The sequence below is a fragment of the Virgibacillus ihumii genome (assembly GCF_902726655.1).
Classification (GTDB): Bacteria; Bacillota; Bacilli; order Bacillales; family Amphibacillaceae; genus Lentibacillus; species Lentibacillus ihumii.
Genome location: NZ_CACVAN010000001.1, coordinates 3,665,529 through 3,678,726 on the forward strand (window position 1 = coordinate 3,665,529; position 13,198 = coordinate 3,678,726).

Annotated in this window: 16 protein-coding genes; 11 read left to right on the forward strand and 5 right to left on the reverse strand. The window is 43.8% G+C overall.

Features of this window, described 5'->3' with window-relative positions:
- Position 1 precedes the first annotated feature (1 nt).
- Entirely contained in the window at positions 2-793 is a 792-nt protein-coding gene (locus tag HUX68_RS18185) for an HAD family hydrolase (RefSeq protein WP_174616117.1), read from the forward strand.
- 31 nt (positions 794-824) lie between these two features.
- Entirely contained in the window at positions 825-1,118 is a 294-nt protein-coding gene (locus tag HUX68_RS18190; protein WP_174616118.1) for a hypothetical protein, read from the forward strand.
- A 104-nt stretch (positions 1,119-1,222) separates the two neighbouring features.
- On the opposite strand, the gene HUX68_RS18195 is transcribed toward HUX68_RS18190, so the two are convergent.
- Entirely contained in the window at positions 1,223-2,395 is a 1,173-nt protein-coding gene (locus HUX68_RS18195; RefSeq protein WP_174616299.1) for an IS256 family transposase, read from the reverse strand.
- Positions 2,396-2,450: 55 nt separating this feature from the next.
- Here HUX68_RS18195 and HUX68_RS18200 point away from each other — a divergent pair, with 55 nt between their 5' ends.
- On the forward strand, positions 2,451-2,591 hold the full coding sequence (locus HUX68_RS18200) for a hypothetical protein (RefSeq protein WP_174616119.1): 141 nt from the start codon (positions 2,451-2,453) through the stop codon (positions 2,589-2,591).
- 106 nt (positions 2,592-2,697) lie between these two features.
- Here HUX68_RS18200 and serA read toward each other — a convergent pair whose 3' ends face one another.
- Together serA and HUX68_RS18210 are read right to left on the reverse strand one after the other, a co-directional pair.
- A complete protein-coding gene (gene serA, locus HUX68_RS18205) occupies positions 2,698-4,284 on the reverse strand; it encodes a phosphoglycerate dehydrogenase (protein WP_174616120.1) in 1,587 nt (528 codons plus the stop codon).
- Between the two features lie 4 nt (positions 4,285-4,288).
- The gene (locus HUX68_RS18210; protein ID WP_174616121.1) at positions 4,289-5,443 is read right to left on the reverse strand and encodes a pyridoxal-phosphate-dependent aminotransferase family protein; all 1,155 of its coding nucleotides are present in this window, start codon (positions 5,441-5,443) and stop codon (positions 4,289-4,291) included.
- Between the two features lie 205 nt (positions 5,444-5,648).
- Here HUX68_RS18210 and HUX68_RS18215 point away from each other — a divergent pair, with 205 nt between their 5' ends.
- Positions 5,649-7,058 (forward strand): MDR family MFS transporter, encoded by a 1,410-nt coding sequence (locus HUX68_RS18215; protein ID WP_174616122.1) that lies wholly within the window; start codon positions 5,649-5,651, stop codon positions 7,056-7,058.
- Between the two features lie 44 nt (positions 7,059-7,102).
- Here HUX68_RS18215 and HUX68_RS18220 read toward each other — a convergent pair whose 3' ends face one another.
- Entirely contained in the window at positions 7,103-7,519 is a 417-nt protein-coding gene (locus tag HUX68_RS18220) for a general stress protein (protein WP_174616123.1), read from the reverse strand.
- Between the two features lie 101 nt (positions 7,520-7,620).
- Entirely contained in the window at positions 7,621-8,601 is a 981-nt protein-coding gene (locus HUX68_RS18225) for a S8 family peptidase (protein WP_174616124.1), read from the reverse strand.
- Positions 8,602-8,938: 337 nt separating this feature from the next.
- Between HUX68_RS18225 and HUX68_RS18230 the strand changes: the two genes are divergently transcribed.
- From HUX68_RS18230 to HUX68_RS18260, 7 genes are all read left to right on the forward strand, one after another.
- A complete protein-coding gene (locus HUX68_RS18230) occupies positions 8,939-9,553 on the forward strand; it encodes a 3'-5' exonuclease (protein WP_174616126.1) in 615 nt (204 codons plus the stop codon).
- A gap of 19 nt (positions 9,554-9,572) precedes the next feature.
- A complete protein-coding gene (locus tag HUX68_RS18235) occupies positions 9,573-10,172 on the forward strand; it encodes a short chain dehydrogenase (protein ID WP_174616128.1) in 600 nt (199 codons plus the stop codon).
- Positions 10,173-10,183: 11 nt separating this feature from the next.
- A complete protein-coding gene (locus HUX68_RS18240) occupies positions 10,184-10,402 on the forward strand; it encodes a YdbC family protein (RefSeq protein ID WP_174616129.1) in 219 nt (72 codons plus the stop codon).
- A 128-nt stretch (positions 10,403-10,530) separates the two neighbouring features.
- Entirely contained in the window at positions 10,531-11,526 is a 996-nt protein-coding gene (gene sppA / locus HUX68_RS18245; protein ID WP_174616130.1) for a signal peptide peptidase SppA, read from the forward strand.
- Between the two features lie 15 nt (positions 11,527-11,541).
- On the forward strand, positions 11,542-12,006 hold the full coding sequence (locus HUX68_RS18250) for an RDD family protein (RefSeq protein ID WP_174616131.1): 465 nt from the start codon (positions 11,542-11,544) through the stop codon (positions 12,004-12,006).
- A gap of 50 nt (positions 12,007-12,056) precedes the next feature.
- The gene (locus HUX68_RS18255) at positions 12,057-12,542 is read left to right on the forward strand and encodes a hypothetical protein (RefSeq protein WP_174616132.1); all 486 of its coding nucleotides are present in this window, start codon (positions 12,057-12,059) and stop codon (positions 12,540-12,542) included.
- A gap of 164 nt (positions 12,543-12,706) precedes the next feature.
- Positions 12,707-13,189: a PTS sugar transporter subunit IIA gene (locus tag HUX68_RS18260; protein WP_174616133.1), complete on the forward strand. Its 483-nt coding sequence runs from the start codon at positions 12,707-12,709 to the stop codon at positions 13,187-13,189.
- The last annotated feature ends 9 nt before the right edge of the window (positions 13,190-13,198 follow it).

The window sequence follows — 13,198 nt, forward strand, 5'->3', positions numbered from 1 at the left end:
CATGGTAAAAGCTATTCTATTTGATTTGGATGATACCCTGCTCTGGGATAAAAAAAGCGTGGATACAGCTTTTCGAAAAACCTGTGAATTGGCAGGTGAGAAGTATGAAGTAGATCCGGCTGAGTTGGAGAACAAGGTCCGTGAGCAGGCACGTTCACTTTATGCATCATATGATACATATTCGTTCACACAGATGATTGGCATCAATCCGTTTGAAGGCTTGTGGGCGGATTTTTCTGATCCTGGGGAGGATTTTCATAACTTACACGAGCTTGCTCCGGTATATCGGAAACAAAGCTGGACACGCGGCTTGCGGGAAGCTGGAGTTGATGATCCGAAGTTCGGCGCTGAATTGGCTGAAACTTTCCCTGTGATGCGTAAGGAAAATGCTTTTGTTTATCAGGATACGTTTTCAGTGCTTAATCAATTAAAGGACGATTACGAATTGCTGCTGCTTACGAATGGCGCACCGTCATTGCAGGAAACAAAATTGAACCTGACCCCCGCGTTAAAGGGTTATTTTGATGCTATTGTCATTTCCGGTGCATTTGGAAGAGGGAAGCCGGACGTTTCAATTTTTGAACATGCGGTTGGACAATTGAAGGCAAGCATGGATGAGCTGCTGATGGTAGGTGACAATTTGCAGACCGACATTCTCGGTGCATCCAGAGCAGGAATTGCTTCTGTTTGGATTAACCGGGATGGAAAAGTAGCCGAAAATGTGCAGCCAACGCATGAAATTCGGAATTTGGAAGAACTGCTTCCGTTGCTGGAATCTTTGAAAAAGAGGTGAAATCGGCAAGGTGCTTTTGTAGCTGATTTGTTTGGGTAACCGGTTTAGCCGCTTGAACATCAACCGTATGAGCGAAACATCAACCGTACGGGCGAAACATCAACCGCACGGGGAGAACATCAACCGTACGGGCGGAACATCAACCGCACGAGCGAAACATCAACCGTACGGGGAGAACATCAACCGCACGGGGAGAACATCAACCGCACGGGCAAAACATCAACCGCACGGGGAGAACATCAACCGCACGAGCGAAACATCAACCGTACGGGGAGAACATCAACCGCACGGGCAAAACATCAGTCAAGTCCTTATCTATGTGTAAAAGTCCAATACAAGTTTTCAACCTTATGATGGTATTTATGTGAATTTGATGTGGTGGGAAGGGCCCTTCCCACCACATCAAATTTTCGCGCGCTGGAATCCTCTTCAACTTTTGTTTCGAATAAACCTTTTTTTATTCTTTTGTTGCCCTTCATAATCCATTAGTACTGCGCCAATTAGACGGAAGGCGGATTGTGTATTCGGAAATATACGAATGACTCTTTCCCGCCTTCTAACTTCTTCATTTAGGCGTTCCAATGAATTCGTGCTGCGTATGAATGTATGATATTTCTCTTCTTCATTGAGATACTGAATGGCATCATCGAAGCCTTCTTCCAATGTCTTAAGTGCTTGATTTAGCTTTGGATCTTCTTCGTAACGCGTGACGAACTCCTCCTTGAAGTTTCTTGCGTCATCTGGTGTAACGGCTTTAAAAATCCGTTTTAACCCCGTGATTACCTCTGACATACCCTTCTTTGGCAGTTGATCCACAATATTTCGTTTAAAATGAACGGTGCAGCGTTGCCATGAGGTTCCGAGGAATTCCTCCTGTATTGCTTTTTTGAGCCCTTTATGGGCATCTGAAATCATAAGTCTTGGTGAATGCAGCCCCCGGCCTTTCAGCTCTTTTAAAAAGCTTTTCCAAGCTTCGTAACTTTCGGTATGGTCAACCTTTAATCCGAGCACTTCCCGTTGGTTATCCTCGCTTATCGCTGTCGCAATGTAGACAGCTTTGGATACAACCTTACGATGCTCGCGAACTTTGATATACATGGCATCCACAAAAATGTACGGATAATAGGTGTTTGCCAAATTTCGATTCGCCCATTTATTGACGATAGGGTCTAGTTTCTCTGTAAGCGATGATACAAAGGACTTGGATACGCTCTCTCCACACAATTCTTCTACTACATTTCGAACCTTGCGTGTGGAGACCCCGTTCACCACCATTTCAAGCAGGGCAAGGACGAAAGCCTGGTCACAGCGTTGATACTTTTCAAAAATACTTGGTGAAAACTCACCGCTGCGAGTCCGTGGAACCCGTAACTTGATCTTTCCAATACTCATCAAATATTCTCTTTCATAATAGCCGTTTCGATAATCACGTGAACTACCAGTACGGGCGTATGGCGGAACATCCAAAAATTCATCCCGTTCCTTTTCCATATACTCATTCAGAATTAATACAGCTGTTGATTTATAGATAGCGTTCATATTGGAGTTCATAATCTCATCTTTTAACTTGTCCATGTTTAGGTTAAAATGTAGTTGGGTCATCATTAATTCCTCCTTATGTTTTTGTGGTTGAAAACATTGTATCATAGGAATTAATATGGCCCTTTCTTATTTCGCTTTTACACAATTATACGGACTTAACCAAAACATCAACCGTACGGGCGGAACATCAACCGCACGGGGAGAACATCAACTGTACGAGCGGGAACATCAACCACACGAGCGAAACATCAACTGATGCAGCAGTGTTATCAATTTTCATACTTCGCAACAATCGTGAACAGTGAAAATAAAAACCGGCGGATCTGATACCTGAGTCAGATCCGCCGGTTTTTAGCTGTTAACTACAAATCTATCGCGGTAACATCTTTAATTTCATCGAGTTCATGCAGTTGGTTGAGAAGTTCCTGTTCCGGGTGTCTGTCGATGGTCAGCATCATGATGGCGTCGCCGCCGATGTCAGAGCGGTCGACTTGCATGGTGGCAATGTTTACCTGGTTTCTGGCGAGCATGCTTCCCATTTTACCGATAACACCGGGTTGATCCTGGTGATGAATGATAACGAGGTGTCCGGTCGGTGTGAAGTCAACACTGTAATCATCGACTTTTACAATACGTGGTCCAAGGCCGTTCAACAACGTTCCTGCAACACTTCTGGAAGCAGACTTTGTTTTCACCTCGACAGTTAGCAGATTGGTGAATCCCTTTGCCCGAGACGTTTTGTTTTCATGGACGGATATACCTTTTTGCTCGGCAAGGAACAGGGCATTTACATCATTGACATGGTCTCCGAGATGACGCTGCAGTAAGCCTTTTACCGTGTTTCTTGATAACGGTGCTACCTCGAGTTCATTTAAATCGCCGGCATAAAAAATATTTACTTCCTCGATCACCTCGTTTGCCAAGTGGATGAGAAAATTCCCGAGTTTTTCTGCCAGCATGAAGTAAGGTTCGATTTTGTGCATGATTTCCTGTGGTACAGATGGCAGATTCACAGGGTTTCGGACAGAGTCGCCTGTTAAGCAGCGGATCACATCCTGGCAGACGTCAATGGCTACATTTTCCTGTGCCTCGATCGTGCTTGCGCCGAGATGTGGTGTTGCGATTACTTCCGGTAATTGCAGGAGCTTATTATCAAGGAATGGTTCTTCTTCAAAAACATCCATTGCAGCACCGGCGACTTTCCCCGATTGAATAGCATCGTACAGTGCATCTTCATCAATAATTCCTCCGCGGGCACAGTTGACAATCTGCACGCCGTCTTTCATCTGCTGGAAAGCCTCTGCATCAAGCATGTGTTTTGTCTCTTTCAGCAGCGGGGTATGTATTGTTATAAAGTCCGCCTCTTTCAAAACGTCCTCAACCGTGCCGAAGCGAATCCCTAGATTGTCGGCTTTTTCTTCGGTTAAAAATGGATCGTACGCAATAATATTCATTCGCTGTCCTTTGGCGCGGGATGCAACTTCAGTACCGATTCTTCCCAGCCCGATAACGCCGAGCGTTTTGTTTTTCACTTCGACACCGACATATTTCTTCCGGTTCCATTCGTTATTTTTCAGGGCATTAAACGCCTGGGGAATATTCCGCGTCAAAGACATCAGCATTGCCATCGTATGCTCGGCTGCTGAATTGGTGTTTCCGTTTGGTGCATTGACAACAATGATTCCCCGTTCCGTGGCAGCATCAAGGTCAATATTGTCAACGCCGACTCCAGCCCGTCCGATAATTTTCAGGTTATCGGCATGTTGAATGATTTCGCGGGTAACCTTTGTTTGACTCCGTACAATCAGACCTTCAAAATCGCCAATCCGTTCGATCAACTCGGCATCTGTTAAGTCAGTATTCACTTCAATGTTAATGTCCTCGGACTCCTGGAGAGGCTGAATACCATCTTCACTTAGCGGATCGGCTATCAGTACATTATAAATCACGTTATCACTTCCATTCCAGATATATTTTCTGTGCTGCCTTCGTTCCGTAGGCCGGTTCCGTTGTTCCGCTGCTGAGTTTATGAACACCGATCTCAATGAGGCTGATGGTTTGCAGAACATCTGCAGGGGAGCAGTATCCCATATGACCAATGCGGAAAATATCCCCTTTCATATGTTGCTGACCGCCTGCGAGATCGAGTCCGAATTCAGTCTTAAGTATTTTTCGCAATGCTTCCGGATCAAAATTTGCCGGTTGAACTGAAGTAACAGTTGGAGAGGCATCCTTGTCACTTGTAAGAAGAGATATGTTCATCTCCCTAAATGCGGCCCTGGTCATTTCCTTCATTAACAGGTGCCGGTCAAAAACCTGTGACAATCCCTCATCGTCTATGCGATTCAAAACTTGTTCCAACCCCATTAACAGGGACAGTCCCGGGGTGAACGGCGTCGAGTCTTCTGCCAGTTTATCGCGATACTTTACCAGGTCTAAATAGAAAGGACGGGATGAATTATGTTCTATGACGTCCCAGGCGTTGGGACTTACTGCAAGAAAACACAGACCGGGCGGCAGCATCATTGCTTTTTGCGAGCCTGTAGTCAGCACATCAATTCCCCAGTCGTCCATTTTTACTTCTGCACCGCCAATTGCGGAAACCCCATCCACAATCAATAAAGCCTCCGTTTGGGAATGCACTGCCTCCGCCAAGTCCTGTACTGGATTCAATACACCTGTCGACGTCTCACAAAATGTGGCGAAGACAGCTTTAATATCGGGATGTTTTTCAGCATACTCCCGGATTACATCGGTAGAAACGGCTTTTCCCCATTCGACATCATGCCGGATAACGTTCAGGTTGTGGTTATCACATATTTTTGCAAATCGTTCGCCGAATGCACCTGTTACCAATACCAGCACTTTCTCACCTGGTCTGACCGTATTAACAACTGCTGCTTCCAGTCCGGCTGTCCCACTTGCCGTCAGCATTAAAACGTCCTGGCTGGTTCCGAATACCTGTTTCAGCCTTGGCTTTAGCCGCTGTAATAATTGTTTTGTTTCTGTGCCCCGGTGTCCAATCATCGGCTGACTCATGGCTTGCTGTACACTTGGAGGAATTGGAGTAGGTCCGGGAATTCGAAGCAAATGATCTTCAACTGACATGATTTCACCTTATTTCCTGAATTGTTTCCGTTTAATATACGCAATGTTAAAAATATTGTCAATGACGGAAAACGCTTACTTTCAAAATTTCTTTCTTTAATTTATGTTTTTTTTGTGATAGTATTTTCTCTTGTATCGAAAGAATCCGGGATTAATTGTTTACTATAGATGAAAATTTGAATAAAAAAGGAAGAAGGTTTTTTGAATGGCCCATGAACAATCAGAAGGTAATGTAAATGTGAACAAAATACCACTGATAGCTGTTCTGTTATCAGGTGCATTTGCGGCAATTTTGAATCAAACCTTGCTGGCAACTGCACTGCCGCATATTATGGCTGACCTGCACCTCGAAGCAAATCTGGCACAGTGGCTGACATCTATATTCATGCTGGTAAACGGTATTATGATTCCAATTACCGCGTTTTTAATCGGGCGTTATACAACAAGGGCATTGTTTTTGACCGCAATGGGGTTGTTTGCGGCAGGTACACTGATTTGTGCAGTGGCACCCAACTTCGGATTTCTGATGGTTGGACGGATTATCCAGGCATCTGGTGCGGGTATTATTATGCCATTGATGCAAACGATACTGTTTCTTATTTTTCCGGTTGATAAACGGGGGACTGCGATGGGGATGTTCGGGCTTGTTATTGCGTTTGCTCCGGCAATCGGACCGACATTATCGGGCTGGCTCGTTGAAAACTTCCCATGGAGAAGCCTCTTTTATGTGATTTTTCCTATTGTTGTTATTGACTTTATTATTGCTTATTTCGTTCTTGTGAATGTGACGAAAAGAACATTTCCTAAAGTTGATATTTTGTCGATTATTTTATCTTCACTTGGATTTGGTGGACTACTGTACGGATTCAGTGTGGCAGGAAGCGGCTGGACAAAGCTGAATGTGGTGATTCCGTTAATCCTTGGCGCTGTCACCTTAACCTGGTTCATTTTGCGTCAGTTGCGACTGCCTGAACCGATTCTTGAGTTCCGTGTGTTTAAAATAAAAATGTTCACCATTACGACTGCGCTTGGAATGCTGGTGTTTATCGCAATGATCGGCGGAGCGACAGTTCTGCCGCTGCTTATGCAAAATATGCTCGGTTATACCGCGCTTGAATCGGGATTAATGCTGCTCCCTGGTGCATTATTGATGGGGTTGATGAACCCGATTACCGGACGCTTGTTTGATAAGTTCGGAGCGAGATGGCTGGCGATTATCGGGCTGACCATTATTACAGTTACAACATTTATGTTTTCGATTTTGACGGCTGAGACATCGTTTATGTATTTGACAATTGTAAATGCAATCAGAATGTTTGGGGTAGCAATGGTGATGATGCCGGTTACGACGGCAGGGCTGAATCATTTACCAATGGATCTGATCCCGCATGGTACGGCAATGAACAATACGATGCGTCAGGTTTCAGGTGCGGTTGGAACTGCGTTGCTCGTTACGGTAATGACTAATAATATGATACCGAATGAAGGTGTACAGGGAATGGTGCATGGAGTGAATGTATCATTTATTGTAGCCGGTATTTCGGCAATTATTGGTCTTGCGCTTTCTTTCTTCATCTGCAATTCCAGACCGCAAAGTACAGCAGCAGAAGGCTGATAATAAGGAAGCCAAGGGTTTCAGCAAAACCCTTGGCATTTTCTTTACCCTTTCTGAAGATAAATAGGTTCTTGCATGCTGACTGTCTCGCCTGCCGCGTCATGTCCCATTCTTAATTCATCGCTGGCGAGAATGATAATTTGACCTGATTCAATAATCTTTTCAAATTTTTCCGCTTGTGTTTCCGATAATCCTAACTCAATTAAACGATCCCGGAAATTAACCTCTGTTTCCTCTTCGTCGGTAAATATTCCTTTGATTTTGCTGAAAACGGATGATTTACTGTCATCTTCTGCACTGCTTTCCACATTGGCGTCTGTCCATTTTTCCATCTGCTTTGACATTTTGCGATTTGCCAGGATGGTGATGTTTTCTGCCTTGAGTCCTTTCAAAGCCATGATGTCTACAGCTTTTATGGCCTCTTCCTCTGATCCGTACGGTCCATAAACTTCGTTAGCCATCGTTGCACCTCCAATCGGAAAAAATGAACGCTTATATATTTGTTTTATGTGACTTTTCCCGGGAAAATGTCATGGTAAACAATAAATAAAAAGATACAGTGTTATACATTGCCATATGGTTTTGTATACACATCAAAGAGCTGTTCAAATTTTTCCAGGATTGCGAGCGCGACCAATCCGTTTCCTTCTGCCGATTTAGGATAGCCGAGCGGGACGGTGCGCCGTACAAGTTGAGCATATAGTTCAGTTTGGGTCAGTCGTCGCTCAAACTGCTCTTCCGCTATATTGATGATCAGTGCGAGCGCGCCGGACACATGAGGTGTGGCCATCGAGGTGCCGGACAGTTTTGCATATTTTCCATCTTTATAGGTTGACAGAATATTTACTCCCGGTGCAACAAGATCAATTTCGTCGTTGGTGTTGCTGAACGGGGCTATTGTTCGTTTGAAATCAGTGGCACCTACTTGAACTACTTCATTATAGGAACCCGGGAATGCGTACTCATCCGTGTTTGCCCGGTCATCACCGCTGTTGCCTGCCGCACATATGACAGGGATTCCGGCGTCTATTGCTTTTTTGATTGCTTCATAAAGCTCGGGTACATCTTCAGGTCCGCCAAGTGACATGGAAATTGCCCGCGTTTTTTCACCATTTGGTCCTTCCCAATTCACTGCATAATTGATGCCGTCAATTATCCATTGGTATTCCCCGCTCCCTTCACCCGTTAAAACTTTAACAACCAGAAGACTTGCTTCCGGGGCGACACCGGCAATTCCATCCTGCGGTGCGGAGTATGCAGACACGGTTCCGGATACGTGTGTCCCATGTCCGTTATTGTCATCATAATTTTTTTCATCTCCGCCATAGTCTGATGTGAAGTTTTTTCCGTCAATGATTCGTTCTTTCAGATTCGGGTGATCGGTCTGACATCCGGTGTCAATAACTGCCACAACATTCCCTTTCCCTTTGTCGGCTTTCTTCCAGATATCTGGGGCTTGAATCATCTTAACACCCTCGGGAATATCCGCAGCAGATTCATAGACTTTGTCCACCTTATGGGGAATTAAATGAATTTTGCTCATCAATCGTTCCTCCTTTTATTAAAATATATGCAGGAAGTTAAAACTTTCGCAGTTAACACAACCATTACCCTTTTATACAGATGTAAAACGATTAAAATTACCTATATTTATATGACAAAAGGAAGGTATTTTGATGGAGTAAATAGAAATATAGATAACGTTCATGCTTCCGCTGTGATTTTCATAATCGTGCATTCAGGAAGCGGAATCGTGCATATTTCTTAAATGAACATCAGCGGCCAACTGCGAATTTCAGATTCAAAATTTTCTAAAGCCCGAAGCTGAAAATTATATGATAAAATTGGAAGTAACAGATTCAGATAACTGGAGGCAAAGCATGGATTTTGTATCGATTGACTTTGAAACTGCCAATGAAAAACGGAACAGCGCCTGTGCGATAGGAATTGTCACCGTCAATGAGAACGGCATCAAGGATGAATACTACAGTTTGATAAACCCGATGATGCGATTCAGTTCGTTCAACAAACGCATTCATGGGATAACAGAAGATGATGTAATAGAGGCGCCAACATTTGCTGAGCTGTGGCCGACCTTGGGAAATTATCTTTCCAATAAGATGGTGGTTGCACACAATGCCAGTTTTGATATGAGTGTCGCCCGCGCCACACTTGACCATTTTAATCTGGAATATCCAAATTTGGACTATCTGTGTACGGCGAATATCTCCAGGAACGTCTGGCCGCAGCTGCAAAATCATAAATTAAATACAGTTGCTGCGCATCTCGGCTTTACATTTGCTCATCACCACGCCCTGGAGGATGCACGTGTTGCAGCAAAAATTTTAATGAAAGCTTTCGAGACATATGGGACGGCTGAATTGGATATATTTCTAAAGAAGTGTAATATCTCAAAAGGAAAAATGTTTGAGCGGGGGTATGTGCCGCCGAGAGTGAAACGGAAGAAGCAGAGCGCGAAGCTTTATCTAAAATAAGGGAAGGGGTTTTAACACAATGAAAATACTTATTATTGGTGCAAGTGGAACCATTGGCAGGGAAATTACGTATGCATTGGAGAGGAATCATGAAATCATCCGGGCTGGAAGAAATGGTGCCGATGTTCAGGTCGACAATACATCCTCTGAAAGCATCCGGAACATGTATGAAAAAGTCGGTAAGGTGGATGCTGTTGTCAACGCATCCGGCGGGGCTAACTTTGCGTCTGTTTCGGAACTGACCCCCGAGCTGAATGAAAAAGGAATTGAAAGCAAGCTGAAGGGGCAAATTAATCTGGTACTTCTCGGGATGGACTATGTCAATGATGGAGGCAGTTTCACCTTAACAACCGGGGTGATGATGGATGACCCGATTCCAATGGGTGCCTCTGCTGCAATGGCTAACGGTGGTGTCAAAGCGTTTATTAAATCGGCATCAATCGAAATGCCGCGTGGAATTCGCATCAACAGTGTAAGTCCGAATATTGTTGAGGAATCATGGGAGCGGATTGGTCATTTATTTGCCGGATTTAATCCGGTTCCGGCTGGCAAAGTTGCACGTGCGTTTGTAAAAAGCGTGGAAGGCCGGCAAACCGGACAAAATTATGAAGTATATTAAGGAGGGGAAACGTGGCAGCAATTCAATATGAAATCGTGGAAACAATTGCAGTACTTTCCGAATCATCAAAAGGCTGGACCAAAGAACTTAACTTGATCAGCTGGAACGGCCGCGATCCGAAGTATGATTTGCGTGATTGGGCACCTGATAAAGAAAAGATGGGAAAGGGAGTTACATTAACATCAGATGAGGTTAACAGCCTGAAAGAGGCGTTAAATAAGATGGACTGACCGGTGTCTAATGCCGCAATCGGATTTGTTTTTAAAATTGCACAATTGCATCAGACTTTACCTGCTGGCTATGGACTCGTATAGTAGCAGTAATACATATCTACAGGAATGAAATGGAGGACGTGGAAGTGAATGCAAAACGATGGATCGCACTTGGTGTAGCGGTCGCTTTATTTGTCGTATCAATCGGTTTTCAATTTGTATCAAGTCTGGCTGCGGCTGATTTTGATTCAATGTTTAAAGTGCCGACCAATCAGGAGTTTACGGAAAAAGTTATCGAATCGGGATCCGGGAATAAAATTGCCGTGCTTGAACTGCAGGGTGTAATACAGGATAGTGCAGGCGGATCACTTTTAAATTCCGGCGGGTATAATCATGATAAGTTTATGAAAATGCTGGAGACTGCCGGTGAAGACAGCAGTGTTTCGGGTATTATTTTGCGGATTAACACGCCAGGCGGCGGTGTTGTTGAAAGTGATGAGATTCATGATTTGGTCGTCGAAATCAAGAAAAAACATAATAAGCCAATCTATGTTTCGATGGGGAATACTGCAGCATCAGGCGGATATTATGTTTCAGCGGCGGCTGATAAAATTGTTGCTCATCCTGCAACGCTTACCGGTTCCATCGGGGTAATCATGCAGAGCATTAACTATGCAGAGTTTGCCAATAATCACGGAATTAAGTTCAATACAATCAAAAGTGGTCAGTTTAAAGATATTATGTCGCCAAGCAGAAAGATGACGGATAAAGAACGTGAAATTCTGCAGACGATGATCGATGGACTTTACGCTGATTTTGTCGAAGTGATTGTGAAAGGACGCGACATGTCTGAACAAAAAGTGCGCGAACTGGGAGATGGCCGTGTATATACAGGACAGCAGGCTAAAAACAACGGGCTTGTTGATGCACTTGGTTCACTGGACGACACCATTGCCATGATGGAAAAGGACAATGACTGGTCGAACGCAAAAGTAGTGAAGTATACGACTGGTTTTCAGTTCAATCAATTTTTGGGTGGAACGATGCAAAGCATGTTCGGAGCCAGAACAGATCTATTTGGACTGACTGAAATATTACGTGAAGCTGATGGTCCTCGTGCCATGTATCTATATTCCAAGTAAAGGGGGTGCCGTTTAATGAGTGAGGAACAAGTAATATATAACACAACAGAAGAATCCGATCGGAATTATGCCGGTTTTTGGATGCGTTTCTGGGCATATCTGGCTGATTTGATTATCGTATTCAGTATAAACGGCATCCTGCTTCTGCCGTTTAAGTTTATCAATGACGGGGAAGCGATAGATGTCGGTTTCTGGACAGCTGCCGGTATTTTGGGTGCAGTTATTTTTTATCTGTACTTTTTGCTGATGACAAAATGGCTTGGACAGACCCTGGGTAAAATGATTTTCGGCCTGCGCGTTGTCCGGGCAGATGAGGACCCGTTGGGTTGGAGTGACCTTGTATTCAGGGAGGTCGTCGGCCGGTTTATTTACCGTGTGTTCTTTATACTAAGTATATTGTACCTGGTTGTTGCCTTTACCCCGCAGAAACAGGGGATACATGATATGATTGGCAGCACACGGGTTGTTTTTGATAAATAAAATAAGCCCGGACATAAAGCTGTCCGGGTCTTACATGGGGGGGTTTTTATATGAGTGGTGAAGAGAGTTTTCTTTTTGCGTTATTTGCAGGCCTATTGATTTTTTTACTGATTGTAGGTGTCATTGCAATTATTTTGTACGTTTTGATGGCAATTGGCTTGTTCAAGATCGCCAAACGGGAAGGGAAAGCGGATATTGCATGGATGGCATGGGTGCCGATTGTCAATATGTTCCTGCTGACACAACTCGTCGAACGTGATGTACACGAATCGATGCGTGGGAAATTTACATTGATTTATGGGTTAACCTTGCTGGTATCATTTGTGCTGAATTTCTTTATCCCATTTATTAGTCTTGTTCCAACCGTTCTGCTTGTTTACGGTTTCTATTTTATCATTCAACGTTATTCGAAAAATGTAACACTGCATCTCGTTTTCGTAATTGTTACATTCACGGTTGCAATGCCAATCCAGTTATTTATGTTCCGTAACAGAGAACCGATTGACATTAATGATAATATCGTGTTTACCGAGTGAATAATTTGTTTTGAATCGAATCGCATGCTATAATTAATATTGAAAATAATAAGGAATCACATGTTACTGACATGATCAGGCATGGTGGTATCGAAAGAGGGGAAACGTCCGTCTTCATACTGCCATGTCTTTTTATTTTTACAGTAATAAGGAGATGTTACGAGATGTTCAAAAATTTATTTGGAAAGAAAGAAGGATCAATAGTCGCTCCGTTAAATGGTGATGTAGTGCAACTGACAGATGTGCCGGACCCGGTTTTCAATCAGAAGATGATGGGTGATGGGATTGCAATCAACCCTGCTGAAGGAAAAGTTTTTGCACCGGTTGATGGGGAAATTATCCAAATTCCGGAAACGAAACACGCTATCGGACTTCGGACAGCGGATGGAGTGGAGATTCTGATTCACATCGGTCTTGAAACCGTCTCCCTTAAGGGAGAAGGATTCACAGTGAAAACCGAAGTTGGTAAAAACGTATCAACCGGTGATGAACTGCTTGAGTTTGATTTGGAATATGTGCGTGAACATGCGGCAGATACGATAACACCAATTGTCATAACGAATGGAAAGGAAACAGATAAGACATTTACAATGACAGAAACAATAACATGCAAAGCGGCGGAAACGGTCATCATAACTTATAAATAGTGGAAGCCA